This is a genomic window from Desulfonatronum zhilinae (genome assembly GCF_900182865.1).
Taxonomy (GTDB): domain Bacteria; phylum Desulfobacterota; class Desulfovibrionia; order Desulfovibrionales; family Desulfonatronaceae; genus Desulfonatronum; species Desulfonatronum lacustre.
In genome coordinates this window covers 41,129-56,063 of sequence record NZ_FXUJ01000015.1, presented here as the reverse complement: position 1 = coordinate 56,063, position 14,935 = coordinate 41,129, and the positions used below count along the sequence as shown (strand labels likewise).

Sequence of the window (14,935 nt, the reverse complement as noted above, 5' to 3'; positions counted from 1 at the left end):
TTTTCGGCATCGCTTGTTTGACTGAGCCGGGAATCGTTCATCGAACCATTGCCGGGCACGTGAAGCACGAAATGTTGTTTATTCACGCAATGGTTCGATGGTACGAGGCCGGCAAAGGAGTTGCGAGGTCGAAAAATCGAGACATACCGGACCACTGGTGAGGAGTTACTCTGAAAGTAAGGAAAAATCATGTTGCGCGGCGTGGATCGGGTGGCCACGGGGGCGTTGTTCGCGGCCACGGTGCTTTGGGCCGGGTCGTTCATCGCCATGAAGCTGGCCATCGGGGTGTACGGGCCGATGTTCGTGGTCTTCGCCCGGATGGTCCTGGCCAGCGGCTGTCTGCTGCTTCTGGTCAGGCGCTTCAAGTCCGTACGGTACCAGCGCGGAGACTGGAAACTCCTGCTGTTCATGGCCCTGTGCGAACCCTGCCTGTACTTTGTCTGCGAAGGCATGGCCCTGACCTATACCAGCGCCTCTCAGGCCGGGATGGTCGTGGCCATGCTGCCGCTCATGGTAGCCATGGCGGCCTGGGTGGTGCTCAAGGAACGTCTGCGGCCCCGGACGTGGTTCGGTTTTCTTCTGGCCATCCTGGGGGTGATCTGGCTGACCCTGCTTTCGGAGACCACGGACCACGCTCCCAATCCCTTGCTCGGCAACTTCCTGGAATTTTTAGCCATGTGCTGCGCCACGGGAAGCATGATCGCCCTGAAGAAGCTCTGCGTCCGCTACAGCCCGCTGTTCCTGACCACGGTCCAGGCCTTTGTGGGCTGCGTTTTTTTCCTACCGATCATGTTCCTGCCCGGCACAACCATGCCGGACACCTTCCACCTGGGAGCCGTGCTCTCCATCCTCTACCTGGGCATCGGCGTGACCATCGTGGCCTACTGGTTCTACAATTTCGGCATCAGCCGCCTTCCGGCGGGCCAGGCTTCGATCTTCGTGAACCTGATCCCGGTGATCACCCTGTTTCTGGGCTGGCTGATCCTTGGTGAACGGCTCATGCCCATGCAGTACGCGGCGGCGTTTCTGGTCGTGATCGGCGTCTTTCTCAGCCAGGGCAACCAAGCCTCAAGCCGACCCGTGGAGTTGACCGTCCGGCATACGCCGAAAAGCTGACCTGCTCAGCGTACCCCGAGCAGCATCCGCAGCACGCCGAACCCGAACAGCGTCACCGCCACGGTCCTTCCGTATTCCACGTCCAGTTGCAACACGAAAAACGCGGCGATGATGCACAAAAAACCGCTTACCAACGGACGCAGGAGTCCCCGCAACCGCTCGTTGATCTGATCCACGGTATGACGGGAGATTTTGACTTGCAGCTTTTGTTCGCTGAGGTCCGTGATGATTGTTTTGATCCGCTTGAAGGTCATGGGCAGGGTGCTGATCTCCCGGCGGACCTGGCTGACCAGCCCCTTGTCGAACCCCAGGGCCTTGGGCAGCTTCTCCCGGAGCACGGGCAGAATGTCCTTCACCCCGTTGAAGTTCTCCACGTAATTGGTGCCCAGCCCCTCGATCAGCGTACTGGCCCGAAGCACGTAGACCACCTCCTGGGGCATCTTGAAGGGCGTCTCCTTCATGGAAAAGAGCACGTCCAGGGCCAGGGTCTGCATGCTGGCCGCGTCCAGGTCGATGTTCCCGAAGATGTCGAACATCTTCTCCGCGAATTCCAGCATTTCCTCCGGCGGAGCCGAGGGCGTGATCACCCCCAGACGCTCGCAGGCCGCGATGAACATCTCGAAATCCCGGGCCGAGGCCGCCTCCACCATCTCGATCATGGCCATCTTGGAGGAGTTGGTCAGGCGCTTGACCATCCCGAAATCCAGCAGCACCAGGGTCCCGTCCTCGCGCACGAACAGGTTGCCCGGATGCGGGTCCGCGTGGAACAGCCCCTTGACCAACATCTGCTCGGTGTAGAAGTCCACCAGGGTGTCCATGATCCGGTTGAACGGGATGTGCAGCCGCTCCAGGGCCGCCGCGTCGTCCACTCGAACCCCGTGCTCAAAGCTCATCACCAGGACGTCCCGGTTGCTGTATTCATGGTAATAGCTGGGAAAATGGACGTCGTCCCGGGTGTACATCTCCCGGAACTTGCGCAGATTGTCCCGCTCGATGGTCATGTCCACTTCCTTGAGGATCATGGCCGAGAATTCGGTCAATACGGCTTCCAATGAGTTGCGGGTGTAGACGCTGAAAAACGGCCGGAACAGGCCCAGGAAGAATTCCAGAATCCGGATGTCCACCCGGACCTTACGTTCGATGTCTAGCCGCCGGATCTTCACGGCGACTTCAGTGCCGTCCGCCAGCTGGGCCCAGTGAACCTGCCCGATGGATGCGCTGGCCATGGGCTCGGATTCGAACCGGACAAAGGGCGGAGAGTCGCCGAAGGCCCGGCGGTACATTACGTCCAGATCGGCCTGGGTCATGGGCGCGACCTCGTCGTGGATGGTGCGCAACTCCACCAGATACTCTTCGGTAAAAAAATCCGCCCGCGTGGCCAGGACCTGGGCCAGCTTGATGAAGCTGACGCCCAGATCCAGGACGGTCTTTTTCAAGGCCGTCGGCCCCAGGGGCGGAATAAAGAGAATATGCTTGCGCTTCAGGACCGTGGCGAAAATGGTCGCCAGAAACCTAAAAGCGCTCCAGATTCGTCGCGGAGCGTAATAATTATGCATTCCGTTTCATCAACAAGGCCTTGATCTCCGCGATGTCCTCCTTGGTGGCCAAACCCAGTTCCCGGGCAGCCTCGGCGACCTTTTCCTTGATCCTGGCGTCCAGGGCGTCGGTTTCCTGTCTGGCACGCTGCTGGGCTTCCTCCACGAAGCGATTCAATTCATCCCTGCTGATGGTTCCCAACTGTTCCAAATCCTTGAGCTGGGCCTCGATCTTCTCCTTGGCCATGAAGGCCGCTCCCAATCCGATATGCAGCAGGTCCGTCGGTTTCATGCGTTGGTCTCCTTCGAATTGATGGGTTCAAGGGTTCAGAATTCACGGGTAATCAAGGCCCATGGGCAGGTCAAGCCTGAAGCCAAATGCCAGACGCCAAATGCCTGAAGCCCGCCCCTCGACTCACAGCACGCCCTTCTGTTTCAGAAACGGCGCGTAGCGCTTGTCCACGCCCATGATATGCCCGGTAAGCCACTGCTTGAGAAAGCGCATGATTTCCATGGACACCGTGGCCTTACCCGAAGAAACGGCCCGCTCCCATTCCACGACCTTGCCCACGAAGGCCTTGTGCGCGGCGATGTGTTCCTCGGTTTCGGGGTAGCCGTGCTTCTTGAACAGCTTCTCCTCATTGGCGAAGTGAGACGCGGTGTATTCGCGCAACCGTTCGAAGATCCTCAAGAGCGCGTCCCGAGACTTGCCCTTCTTCATCGCGGCGTGCAGTTCGTTGATCATGCCCACCAGTATCTTATGCTGATCGTCGATCCCGGAGATGTCCACGGACAGGTCGTTGGACCATTGGATCAGGGTGTCGGCGTCCCCGGAAGCGACCATGTCCACGCTGCTCTCTCCAGTAATGGCCTGGGTGACCGTATCCAACTCCTCCACCTGGCTGGCGATCTCCACCAGGGCCTTCGCGGAACGGTCCATGCCTTCGGAAGTTTCCGAGGCGATCCGGGTCACGTCGGTCACTGCCCGGTTGATCTCCTCGCTGGTGGCGGACTGCTCCTCCGCCGCGGTGGCAATGGACGTGACCATGCTCGTGGTTTCCTCGACAAGGCCGAGAATTTCGCGCATTAACCCGCCAGCCTTGGTCGCGGCCTCGGTGCTGGCCACTATGTCCTCGGTGGTGGTTTCCAGGGACTGGATGTTCTCGCGGGTATGGGCCTGGATAGTATCCACCGCTTGGCGGACCTCCACCGTGGCGCTCATGGTCTTTTCCGCCAGCTTGCGCACCTCGTCGGCCACCACGGAAAAGCCTCGGCCGGCGTCTCCGGCCCGGGCCGCCTCGATGGCCGCGTTCAAGGCCAACAGGTTGGTTTGATCCGCGATGTCAGAAATTACGGTCATGATCTTGCCGATGCTCTCCACCTGGACCCCCAACTGGCCCATGGTCTCCTTAAGGATAAACACCCGTTCCCGGATATGCTCGAAGGACTCCACGGTGCGCAGCACCTCCTTGGCCCCGGTATCGGCCTTTTCCTGGGAGTTGTCGGCATGTTCCGCGGCCATGGAGGCGTTTTTGGCCACCTCCAGTACGGTGGCGTTCATCTCCTCCATGGCCGTGGCGATCTCGGTCATCCGGTCATGCTGCACCCCCACGCCCTGGTTCACGGCGTCCACCTGTTCGGAAAGTTCGTTGATCCCGGCGAACACCCGTTCCGAAACGTTCTTGGCCTTGCCCGCTGCCGCGGTCATCCGGTTCATGAGCGAGGACACCTTGCGCTCCTGGTTTCTGGCCTGCTCCATGGCCTCCTGAGCGACGACGGCCTTCTGTTCAGCCTGTTCGCCCTTGCGCAACGCATCCTCATTCAGCGTACGCAGGTTGGCGACCATCCGCGTCAGGACGCCCTTCAATTCCAGCAGTTCATACTGAAACCGTCCGCTGGGATCGGCGTCCCAGTTGCCCTGGGCCACCTTCCCGGCAAAATTGGTGATGGACCGCAACGGGACCAACACATGCCGACGCAAGGTGACGAACAGCATCACGGCCAGGGCCACGAAACCCAACGCCGCCAGGGTGATCAACAGCAAGGCCCCCCGCATGGCCTCGTTGACAATGCCCTGAACAAGGCGCGGCGGCACATCCACATCGACCGTGTCGGCCATTCGCTGATTCAACGTCGCGGCCATCATGTCGTGGACTTCCTGCTCGACCCGCTGGGTGATCAGTGTGCGCTGATGGCCGTAAATCAAAAAACACCCGACCAGCACAAGCAGCAACATCCCGCCGACCCTCGCCAATACGCCGGCATTCAAGGACTGAAACACAACCATCGGATTACCTCCAGTTTGATCAATACGCACACGGCCCCCTGGAGCCATGACTCCAAGTCGGACTTACTTTGTTCCATAGCCGAATTTCTGGCAAGGTTTCTCGATCAAAAACATCGAATGCCTCGTGAAGGTTGGAAAGCCAAAAAAAAAGGGTTGCAAGCGTGACAGCTTGCAACCCTTTGATTTTTCTTGGCGTCCCCAAGGGGATTTGAACCCCTGTTACCGGCGTGAGAGGCCAGCGTCCTAGGCCACTAGACGATGGGGACGTTTTTGGTGGGTCGTGAAGGACTCGAACCTTCGACTCTCTGCTTAAAAGGCAGATACTCTACCGACTGAGTTAACGACCCCGAAAACGAAGCTTTATATGGACTTTCGAGTACCCTGTCAAGAAATTCAGCTCGTCAGGATATTAGCGACCGGGTAGGTCTGGGTGAAGACTTCTTCGTCGTCATTGCTGAAAATGACCACACGGATAGCAAAAATCGTGTCCAGGTCCAAGCCGGAAGGAACCTTCAACATCGAATTGACGCGGCGGAATCGTTGGATTTCAAAGCTCAGTTCGTTCTCATCGCCCTGGGCTTCGAGGACCGAGGCTTCCTGGGTGATGAAATAGACCTTGATCTCCCCGGACAAGGTTCCCTCGGCGAGATTGTTCAGCTCGAAATTGATGCGCAGATCCTCTCCGGCCTTTTTGAGCTGCAAATTGGCAACTCCGGCCATTTGCAGGTCCTTGGCCACGAAGATTTCCTGGAGGTTGACGACCTGGGGCAGACTCTGGCGTTCCTTGGTCACCGTGCTGAACAGAGAATGAATTTCCTCCGGATCGCTGGTCTTAAGGATTTCCTGAATATTCTGAAGCCGTTCCAGTTGGATGGACTGGTCGGACAGCTGGGCTCGCAGATCCTTGTTGGCGTTCACCAGTTCAAGGTGCTGCCCCCAATAGACGATCCCGGCGTACGAACCGCCCGCGGCCGCGAGAATCAGGACAATTTGCAGGTAGAGAAAAAACCTGAACCACGCCACGCGCAGCCGATACCGGCGAACCCGGGTATCGTCGCGCATGATGATCAGATTGAGCTTGTCGTCCTTGCCCACGCGAAACCTCGTCGGTGTTGGGTGTGCTCGCCTCTACGGCGTCGGCGCAAAAGGATCGATCATCAGTCGCTTTCCTCCCACATCAGGGAGAAGCCGCCGGCTGGGCCGGTGAAGAGCAGTTCGATGGGGGCGTCTGTCTTCGGGAACCGGACTTTGTAATACCGTTGCCAGGGGTGGTGGTACGGATAGAAAGCCTGAAGTTGGGACGGATGGACGTCCAGGTGGCGGATTTCCAGGGGCTGGACGGTTTGATCCGGAGATTGGCGCAACAGCACCCGCCACTGGGTCAGGCGATGGGTCAGACGGGCGTCGTCCGAATAGGTGCTGGCCACGGACACGACGAAGTCCGTGTACTCATCCGCTGCTTGGAGCTGGTCGGCCAGCATTTTTCGGGCCTCATCCGCCGTCAGTTCGAAAATTTCCGAATACCGCCCGACATAGGCTTTCCGCCATGTCGCGGATTCGAGCAGGGCCACGACACGGGTTTCCGTCTCCAGGCCGTCCCGGACCACGTCGGAGCGGCTCCAGGATTTGGTCAACTGGAAGTAGGCGTCATGCAGGTCGGGCCAGAGCAGTTCACTGACCGAACGTCCTTGGCACCCGGGCTGCGAAAAGGCGACGCTAAACAAAAGAATCAGGATGAACCAACTATGCGCCGGCCTCATGCAGCAACTGGCTCCTTGTGTAAAGGGCGGTAAAGGGAAGACCGGCCGCGGCGAGGGCTTCGGTAGCCCCCTCTTCGCGATCCAGAATGCAACAGACCCGGTGAACCACGAACCCGGCGTCCGTCAGACGCCGACAGGCCTTGAGCGCACTACCTCCGGTGGTGGCCACGTCTTCCAGTACGACCACCCGGTCGCCGGCCTGAAAATTGGCCAAGCCTTCCAGGTAGCTGGCCGTGCCGTGCCCCTTGGCTTCTTTGCGCACGATCATGGCCGGCCAGGAAAGCCCTTCGGCCCGTGCGACCAGGGAGGTGGCGGTGACCAGCGGATCCGCGCCCAGGGTCATCCCAGCAACCCCTTGAATGGATGCGGCGTCAGGATCGTCGCGCAGCATCTGGACGAACAGACTGCCGATCAAAAACGCGCCCTCGGGATGCAGGGCCGTTTGTTTGCAGTCGAAGTAATAGTTGCTGCGCTTGCCGGACGTCAGGACGACATCCTTTTCCAGGTAGGATTTGGCCATCAGCAGTGCGGCCAGTTGTTTGCGCCAATGGTTCACAATCGTCTCCTAAACAAAGACCCGATCATAAATAAGGTCTACATGCCGAAAAAAATAGTTCAGGTCAAAGAGGTCGTCCAAAGTTTCCGGGGAAAGCCGGGCCGTGATTCCCTCGCTGGCCCGGACCAGGTCCTCGAAGGGCGTTTTTTCCTCCCAGGCCCGCATGGCCAGTCCCTGGACCAGTTCGTAAGCTTCTTGACGCTGCAACCCTTTTTCCACCAACGCCAAAAGGATGCGCTGGGAAAAGAAAAGGCCTTGGGAAGCTCCCAGATTGCGCGCGACATTGTCTTCATGCACCCGGATTCCGGAAAGCAGCCCGGTGAGCCGGTGCAGCATGTAGTCCATGAGGATGGTGGAATCCGGCATGATCACCCGTTCCACCGAGGAATGGCTGATGTCCCGCTCGTGCCAAAGGGCCATGTTCTCCAGGGCCGCCAGGGCGTTGCCCCGCAGCAGCCGAGCCAGACCGGTCAAGTTTTCCGCGGAAATGGGGTTCTTTTTGTGCGGCATGGCCGACGAGCCCTTCTGCCCCTTGCCGAAGCCTTCCTCCAGTTCCCGGACCTCGGTGCGCTGCAAGTGCCGCAGTTCCACGCACAGCCGTTCGATGCCGCCGGCAATAATGGCCAGGGTGGTGAAATACTGGGCGTGACGGTCGCGCTGGATGATCTGCGTGGAGATGGGGTCCACGTTCAGTCCAAGCCGATCGCAAGCCAGGGCTTCCAGGCGTGGTTCCAGGTGGGCGTAGGTCCCCACGGCCCCGGAGATCTTGCCGAAGCGGATGTTTTCCACGGCGTCGTTCCAGCGTCGGCGATGGCGGTCGAATTCGGCGTAAAACCCGGCGAACTTCAGCCCCAGGGTGATGGGTTCGGCGTGGATGCCGTGGGTGCGGCCCATGGCCGGGAGCAATTTGTACTGTTCCGCGGCATCGCGCAGAACGGCCAGAAGCCCGTCCAGACCCGAGGAAATGATTCGCCCGGCCCGCACCAGAAGCAGGGCGTTGGCCGTATCCACGATGTCCGACGAGGTGCACCCCAGGTGGATATACCTGGCCGAAGGCCCGGTCTTCTCCTCCACCGCGGTAAGGAAGGCGATCACGTCGTGCCGGGTGCGCTCCTCGATCTCCAGGATCCGTTCCAGGTCGAAACCGGCTCGCTCCCGGATGTTGCGGATATCCTCATCCGGAATGTGGCCGAGTTCATGCCAGCCTTCGCAAACGGCCAGCTCCACCTCCAGCCAGGCCTGGAAGCGCGCTTCCAGGGTCCAGAGCCGCCCCATTTCCGGGCGGGTGTAACGCTCGATCATGTTCCGTCCTTTGTCGCAAAAAAGGCAGCCTCTTCAGGCTGCCTTTCCACACAAATTTAGTCGGCGGCAGGCGCGCTGGAGCCGGACGTCGAAGGCTCCGCTGATTTGGCCGGAGCTTCCTTGGCCGGCGCATCCGTCTTGGCTTCCGTGCTCTCCGTCTTATTGCCGTTGCCTCCGGAAGACGCCGCGTTCTTACAGTAATCCGTGACATACCAGCCCGAGCCCTTCAAAACAAAGGACGTGTTGGAAATCAGGCGCTGGGATTGACCGCCACAGACAGGACAGGATTTGTCCTGGTCGCTGTAATCCTTCTGCCACTGCTCGAAGATTTGCTGACACTCCTGACAGCGATACTCATATATCGGCATAACTTCCGCTCTCCTTGATGAAATGAAAATGTCGACGGCCGGCGGCTACTTCGCCTCCTTGGCCTCCCGGATGCGCTGCTTCATGCGCTTCTCGCGACGTTGACGGCGGCGATCCAGTTCTTTTTTCCGTTCGATTTTCTTATGGCGTCCCATGATTCCTCCCGAGGGGTTGAAATTTAATACGGTGCATCCCCCTGTCAACGGGAGACGACATCACTTCGAAGTAAGAACAGGGTATTATATGCTCAAAATGTGCCGTTGTCCATTTCCCATGATGATCGAGTCAGGGCAGACGTGTTTTCTCGATCCTCACGCGCTACCCGAATCGAAATCGAAATCGTGATCGAAATCGAACGACATATCAAAAAAGATGACACCATCGCGTGGGGTGGTGCACAGTATTTTCCGATTTCGATTTCGATTTCGATTTGGTGATGGGCCAATCTGCCACGTCAAATCTCCCGAACGACATAGTTTCGCGTGCCGATGCCCAGCCCCTCGGCGTACGCCAAACCGTAATCCTCCGGAACATGGGGGTGCATGGCCCGGAATTTGTCGTCCCCGGGACGGATGTCCGGGGGAAGGTGGCTGGGGTGCAGGGGGGGGGCCGCGTTGACCATGTCCAGGCAGGCCTGGTCCAGGGCCACCGGGTCACGGGAAACCAGAACCCCGATGTCCGGACACACGGGCTTGTCGCTGTATCCGGCGCAGTCGCATTGGGGCGTGACCTGGGTCACGAAGCTGACGTGAACGCAGGCCGGAGAGGGACGCTGCGGCGTCTCCATGGCCCGGAGCACCGCCGCGGCATACTCCATCATCCGTTCCACGAACGCCGTCACGTCGGTTTTCCAGTCCACGGCCAGGCATTTTTCCCGGCAGACATGCAGACAGGCCCCGCAGCCGACGCACAGTTCCGGATTCAGTTCGACCTTGCCTTCATGCCCTTTTGGCCCTTCAGGACGAACGCGCAGCGCACCAGACGCGCAAACCTCCACACACGCTCCGCAGCCCTTGCACTTGTCCGCGTGGACCATCGGGGCCAGGCAGCCGTGCTGGTGCATTTTGCCCCGGCGGGTGGCGCAGCCCATGGCCAGGTTTTTCAGGCTGCCGCCGATACCGGCCAGTTCGTGGCCCTTAAAGTGGGACAGGGTCAGCAGGGAATCCGCGGCCAGGATGTCCCCGGCCAGATGGGCCTCCTGAACATGTTTGCCCGGAAACGGCACGGAGACTTCGTTGCGGCTGTTCAATCCATCGGCGATGATCACCGGGGCCTGGAGGAGCAGCGGATCAAACCCGTGCTCCGCGGCCAGCATGCCGTGGGAAACGGCCTCGCCGCGTTGTCCGACATACAGGGTGTTGGTGTCGGTCAAAAACGGTCTGGCCCCGAGCTTGCGCAGGAACGCGACGATGGGCCGCACCCAGGTCGGGGTGATGAACCCGGTCACGCCGAATTCGCCGAAATGCATCTTGACCGCGGCCAGGTCCCCGGACCGCACCACGTCGGACACGCCGCCGGCCTTGAGCAACCGACGCAGGCGGACATCGTACGCGGCCTTGCGGGTCGCGCGCAGGTTCCAGAAGAAAACGTCGCTGGGCATGGGTGTGGTGGGGGTAAGAAGGTTGAAGGTGAAAAGTGAAAGGTTGAAGTCAGGAATGAGCGCCGGAGTCGATGGGGGCGTCGAAATAGCCCGAGAGCCGGGGGGTGATCGACACCTCGAAGGAACCAAGGCCCGCCCCGACGATCAGGTCTCGCAGGTGCTCCTCTTGGTCGCGCAATGCATGGCTCTCGTCTGGATGAATCTGCAACAGGTTGCGTTCCCGTCCCGTGACCCGAAAACGAAACCGGCTCAAGCCCAGGGCAGAGAGACCGTCTTCCACCCGCCCCACCGCTTCCAGGTCCGCGACCGTCACTCGGCGATCATAGGGAAAGCGGGTCAACAGGCAAGCTCGGGAGGGCTGGCCCGGCGCTTCGAGGTCGAGCCTCGCCGCGGCTCGGCGAATGTCGGCCTTGGTCAGGCCCGCCTGGGCCAGCGGGCTGTGTACGCCCAGTTCCTGCAGCGCCTTTTGGCCGGGCCGGTGGGCCGTCAAGTCGTCGAGATGGGTCCCGTCCAGGACGGACCACGGCGATTCAGCGGCGGCCATCTCCTGAAATATCGAAAACAGCGCCTTCTTGCACCAATAGCACCGCAGGCGGGAATTATCGCGGACTTCGGGCTGAGAGAGCGGGTCGAACCGGATGACACGTGGGATCACGTCTTGGGCCCGCAACAAGGCCATGGTCTGACGCTGCTCCAGGGCCGACTGATGCGGCCCCGCGGCATGCACGGTCTGAAATTCCAGGTTCCAGAGCCGGGAAACATGTACCAGAAACCGGCTGTCCACACCGCCGGAAACCGCGATCAAGCCCGGCTGCAAGGCCTCCAGGCGGGCGCGCAGGGCTTCAAGCCTGGTGGCCGGGGAGATCGTGGGCGAGAGCGTTGTCACTCGGCGGGAATTTTCTCCTGGGCCTCGCCAAGGGTGAAGCCGTCTTTTTCGATCCACTGCTTGAGGGTCTGGGCGATTTCCAGGGACAGCGTGTAGCTGGTCAGGGGCACGGTGGCCGTATCCCGGTCGCCCACGCGAATGGTTCCGGAGCGTAGCTCGGCGTAGCTGACATGCCCGTGGTTTCGGGCCACGCCGTTGGGGTAGTCGTGGCCGTAGTCCACCACGGGAACCATGATGTCCGCGTCGCTGACCCCGGTGAACCAGGCCATTTCCTCATCCAGGATCGGGATGGGAATGCCCAGGCCGACGTTCAGGGAGCAGCCGTAGCCCAGAAAGCTGATCCCGCGCAGATAGCGGGCCTGCATGCCCTTGAGGTCGCCCTTGACCATCAGTGTCCCGGAGGGAGTCAGGGGCAGGCCGCGTTCGGTGCGTTGCGGCTTGGGATTATGCTGGGTTCCGGCTCCGATCACCCAGCCCGTTCCACCACCGAGAAAAATTTTCGTGCCCAGGCCGATGGTCCGGAAATACGGATCGTTGAACAGCGGGCTCAGAGCCCCGGAGGTGGCGTAGTTGGCGTTGGCGCAGCGCGGCTTGATCGGCCCCATGTAGGTGTAGATGACCTTATCGCCGAAGTTCACCGCGCAGTTGTAGTTCTGGTAGGCGTTGCGGGGGTTGAGCAGGTCCGCGCTGCGAAAGTCCCCCAGGGCGTATTCCCGTTCCAGGGTTCTGCGGGGATAACAGTCCGTTCCGTAGCCCGTCGCGCGCAACCGGACCTTCTCGCCCCGGAGCAGATCCTCGATCACATGGCCGCCGCCGTACTTGAACCGCCCCGGAAATACCTTGTTCAGCGGATCGTCCTCCGCGGGCTCGGTGACCCCGAGATACGCGTCCACCGCGGCCAGTCCGCCGTAGGCCGGAACATCGTTCAGCCAGACCTTGGATGCCTTGATCAGCGGCGGCTCGGGCTGGCCCATGTTGAAGAGCAGGCCCGAGGAACACATGGGGGAAAAGGTGCCCGTGGTGACAACGTCCACTTCCCGGGCCGCCTTGACCTTGCCCATGGATTTCACGGCGTCGATCATTTCCCTGGCCGTGAGCACCACGGCCTTGCCCTTGCTGATCCGGTCGTTGATCTCCCGGATGGTTTTCTTGACTTTCTTTGGTTCGCTCATGAGATTATGTGGTTCAACGGTTCAGGGGGTCAGCGTAAGCTTCAGGGATCTCGTCCTCACCACGGTGTTCGAAATCGCAATCGAAATCGAAAAGCTCCACAAAAGCTCGGGGAAGCAATCGATTCCGAGCACGAGCAAGCCGTGACCGGCTGAGACGAGCAGGATTCCTCTCAGGTAGGCTTGGCTGTTTTCTGCAAGGTGCGCTGCAGATGTTCCATGGTCTTGTAGTCCGTGAAATCGAAACGCAGCGGGGTCAGGGTGATATAACCCTGGCTGAGCAGGCCGCGATCCGTGTCGTGACCGACCTCGTCAGCCGGGATTTCGCCGTGCAGCCAGTAATAGCCCACGCCGCGCGGGTCAACCCGATGGTCGTGCTTGTCGTGGTACACGGCCTGGGTTTGGGGACAGCAACGCAGCCCCAGGACCTCGCGCAAATCCCGGTCCGGAAAGTTCAGGTTCAGCAGGCAGCGAGGGGGCAGCGCGGCCCAGTCGATGTCCTGAACCAAGCGCACCGTGTAATCCGCCTGGTCGTCCAGGTTCGCGGGATGGAAGTTGTCCATGGATACGGCCAGGGAAGGCATCCCGGCCAGGGCCCCTTCCGTGGCCGCGGAGACCGTGCCGGAATAGAGGATGTCCACGCCCACGTTGGCCCCGTTGTTGATGCCGGAAATCAGGACGTCCGGCGGCGCGTCCAGCAGCGAACTCAGGGCCAGCTTGGCGCAGTCCACCGGTGTTCCGGATACCCCGACGCCCTGAAAGTCCGGCTCCCGGAGGTGCTTGATCTTCAAGGGCAGGCTTAGGGTGATGGCGTGCCCCACCGCGGATTGCTCGGTCAGCGGGGCGACCACGTGCACGGTATGCCCGGCCCGGCACAGAGCCCGGTACATGGCCCGCAGCCCCAGGGCGTAGATCCCGTCGTCGTTGGTTAGGAGGATGTCCATTGGGACTGCACGTCGGGATATTTCTTTTTGGCCTGGGTCAAGCCGAGCTGAAACGCCTTGAGATTGGATTCCAGGAATCGAGGATTCAAGCTGGTTTCCAGCCCCTTTTTCATGGCCCTGGGCAGGATGAAGGGCACCAGATGGGCCAGGGCCCCCAGCAGGACCATGTTCGCGGCCTGGACCATGCCCAGCTTGTCCTTGGCCAGGGTGGTGAAGGGCAGGCCCCAGTAGATGTTGGTCGGGGTCTGCTTGACCAGGGAGTCGTCCACCAGCAAAAAGCCGCCCGGCTTGAGGTGCCGGTAATACTGGTTACAGGCTTCCTGGCTCAGGGCCACCAGCAGGTCCAGTTGTTCCGGCTTGGGGTAGCTGATGGGCTGGGAGCTGATCACCAGGTCCGAGCGGCTGGCGCCGCCCCGGGCCTCGGGACCATAACTCTGGGTCTGGGCCACGAAGTAGCCTTCTTCCAGGGCCAGTCCGGCGCCCAGCACCTTGCCCAGGGTCAGAATCCCCTGTCCGCCCAGGCCGGAAAGCCGCAGCTCAAAGCGTTGGATTTCTTGAGGGTTCTTCATGATGGCGCTCCGTCCGTCAAGCGGGCCTTGATCGCGGCATGGCGTTCCTCCAAGGAGGGCCGGTTCTCTTCGACGAAAATCCCGATGGGCGTGCGTTTGGCCCGCTCCGCCTCGGACAGCTTGTCCAAGGCTTCAATGGGCGTGGCGTTCTTCTTGTACCACTGGTACATGTCCACGTTGGTCTTGAACTTGTTCTTGCGCCCGAACTGGGTGTGGCAGGGGGTGAGCACCTCCACCAGGTTGAACCCGGGCCGTTCCAAGGCCGTGGTCAGAATCCGGTCCAGCAGTTTGACGTGCAGCACGGTGCTTCGGGCCACGTAGGGCGCCCCGGCGGCCTTGGCCAGATTGACGATGTCGAAGGACTGCTCCTGCTGCCCGTAGGGGCTGGTGGTGGAATAGCAGTTCTCCGCCGTGGTGGAGGAACTCTGGCCGCCGGTCATCCCGTAGATGTTGTTGTTCAGGATCAGGGCGGTCACGCCGATGTTGCGCCGGGCCGCGTGCAGGAAGTGATTGCCGCCGATGGACAGCGCATCTCCGTCGCCCATCACCGCGATGACCTTCAGCTTCGGGTTGGCCATTTTGATCCCGGTGGCGAAGGTCAGGGCCCGGCCGTGGGTGGTGTGCACGGTGTTGAAGTCAACATAGACCGCGATCCGCCCGGAACAGCCGATCCCGGCCACCAGCACCACTTCGTCCTTGGACAGGCCGAGCTGATGCACGCAGCGCACCAGGGAGCCGAGCACGATCCCGTGACCGCATCCGGGGCACAAGACATGCGGGAAACGCTTGTTGTGCCGCAGATAGTGATGAATCAGTTGGGTAACTTCTGCCATGATTGTGTTTCC

15 protein-coding genes and 2 tRNA genes are annotated in these 14,935 nt (G+C 60.7%); 1 reads left to right on the top strand and 16 read right to left on the bottom strand.

Annotated elements, in window-relative coordinates; all coding sequences use genetic code 11:
• Positions 1 to 189 precede the first annotated feature (189 nt).
• Positions 190 to 1,116 (top strand): DMT family transporter, encoded by a 927-nt coding sequence (locus AC559A_RS12535; RefSeq protein WP_498818176.1) that lies wholly within the window; start codon positions 190 to 192, stop codon positions 1,114 to 1,116.
• A 5-nt stretch (positions 1,117 to 1,121) separates the two neighbouring features.
• Here AC559A_RS12535 and AC559A_RS12530 read toward each other — a convergent pair whose 3' ends face one another.
• The 16 genes from AC559A_RS12530 to AC559A_RS12455 form a co-directional block, all read right to left on the bottom strand.
• Entirely contained in the window at positions 1,122 to 2,672 is a 1,551-nt protein-coding gene (locus AC559A_RS12530; RefSeq protein ID WP_028571338.1) for an ABC1 kinase family protein, read from the bottom strand.
• The gene (locus tag AC559A_RS12525; protein ID WP_498818175.1) at positions 2,665 to 2,943 is read right to left on the bottom strand and encodes a phasin family protein; all 279 of its coding nucleotides are present in this window, start codon (positions 2,941 to 2,943) and stop codon (positions 2,665 to 2,667) included. The genes AC559A_RS12530 and AC559A_RS12525 overlap by 8 nt, the downstream gene beginning before the upstream one ends.
• A gap of 123 nt (positions 2,944 to 3,066) precedes the next feature.
• A complete protein-coding gene (locus AC559A_RS12520; protein WP_498818174.1) occupies positions 3,067 to 4,938 on the bottom strand; it encodes a bacteriohemerythrin in 1,872 nt (623 codons plus the stop codon).
• Positions 4,939 to 5,128: 190 nt separating this feature from the next.
• Positions 5,129 to 5,204, bottom strand: a tRNA-Glu gene (locus AC559A_RS12515).
• Positions 5,205 to 5,209: 5 nt separating this feature from the next.
• Positions 5,210 to 5,285: transfer RNA gene (locus AC559A_RS12510), tRNA-Lys, on the bottom strand.
• Between the two features lie 46 nt (positions 5,286 to 5,331).
• Positions 5,332 to 6,033: a hypothetical protein gene (locus AC559A_RS12505; RefSeq protein ID WP_498818173.1), complete on the bottom strand. Its 702-nt coding sequence runs from the start codon at positions 6,031 to 6,033 to the stop codon at positions 5,332 to 5,334.
• A gap of 62 nt (positions 6,034 to 6,095) precedes the next feature.
• Positions 6,096 to 6,698: a hypothetical protein gene (locus AC559A_RS12500; RefSeq protein ID WP_498818172.1), complete on the bottom strand. Its 603-nt coding sequence runs from the start codon at positions 6,696 to 6,698 to the stop codon at positions 6,096 to 6,098.
• A complete protein-coding gene (pyrE, locus tag AC559A_RS12495) occupies positions 6,682 to 7,254 on the bottom strand; it encodes an orotate phosphoribosyltransferase (RefSeq protein WP_028571334.1) in 573 nt (190 codons plus the stop codon). Before pyrE ends, AC559A_RS12500 begins: the two co-directional genes overlap by 17 nt.
• Before the next feature lie 9 nt (positions 7,255 to 7,263).
• The gene (gene purB, locus AC559A_RS12490; protein ID WP_498818171.1) at positions 7,264 to 8,556 is read right to left on the bottom strand and encodes an adenylosuccinate lyase; all 1,293 of its coding nucleotides are present in this window, start codon (positions 8,554 to 8,556) and stop codon (positions 7,264 to 7,266) included.
• Between the two features lie 56 nt (positions 8,557 to 8,612).
• The gene (locus AC559A_RS12485; RefSeq protein WP_028571332.1) at positions 8,613 to 8,924 is read right to left on the bottom strand and encodes an FmdB family zinc ribbon protein; all 312 of its coding nucleotides are present in this window, start codon (positions 8,922 to 8,924) and stop codon (positions 8,613 to 8,615) included.
• Between the two features lie 452 nt (positions 8,925 to 9,376).
• Positions 9,377 to 10,522: a DUF362 domain-containing protein gene (locus AC559A_RS12480; protein WP_498818170.1), complete on the bottom strand. Its 1,146-nt coding sequence runs from the start codon at positions 10,520 to 10,522 to the stop codon at positions 9,377 to 9,379.
• Between the two features lie 49 nt (positions 10,523 to 10,571).
• Entirely contained in the window at positions 10,572 to 11,408 is an 837-nt protein-coding gene (larE, locus tag AC559A_RS12475; RefSeq protein WP_498818169.1) for an ATP-dependent sacrificial sulfur transferase LarE, read from the bottom strand.
• Positions 11,405 to 12,580 carry a homocysteine biosynthesis protein gene (locus tag AC559A_RS12470; protein WP_498818168.1) on the bottom strand — a complete coding sequence of 392 codons (1,176 nt, stop codon included), beginning with the start codon at positions 12,578 to 12,580 and terminating at the stop codon, positions 11,405 to 11,407. Before AC559A_RS12470 ends, larE begins: the two co-directional genes overlap by 4 nt.
• A 170-nt stretch (positions 12,581 to 12,750) precedes the next feature.
• Positions 12,751 to 13,521: a 5'/3'-nucleotidase SurE gene (surE, locus tag AC559A_RS12465; RefSeq protein WP_498818167.1), complete on the bottom strand. Its 771-nt coding sequence runs from the start codon at positions 13,519 to 13,521 to the stop codon at positions 12,751 to 12,753.
• Positions 13,506 to 14,090 (bottom strand): 2-oxoacid:acceptor oxidoreductase family protein, encoded by a 585-nt coding sequence (locus AC559A_RS12460; protein ID WP_498818166.1) that lies wholly within the window; start codon positions 14,088 to 14,090, stop codon positions 13,506 to 13,508. Before AC559A_RS12460 ends, surE begins: the two co-directional genes overlap by 16 nt.
• The gene (locus AC559A_RS12455; protein WP_028571327.1) at positions 14,087 to 14,923 is read right to left on the bottom strand and encodes a 2-oxoacid:ferredoxin oxidoreductase subunit beta; all 837 of its coding nucleotides are present in this window, start codon (positions 14,921 to 14,923) and stop codon (positions 14,087 to 14,089) included. The genes AC559A_RS12460 and AC559A_RS12455 overlap by 4 nt, the downstream gene beginning before the upstream one ends.
• Positions 14,924 to 14,935: the final 12 nt, after the last annotated feature.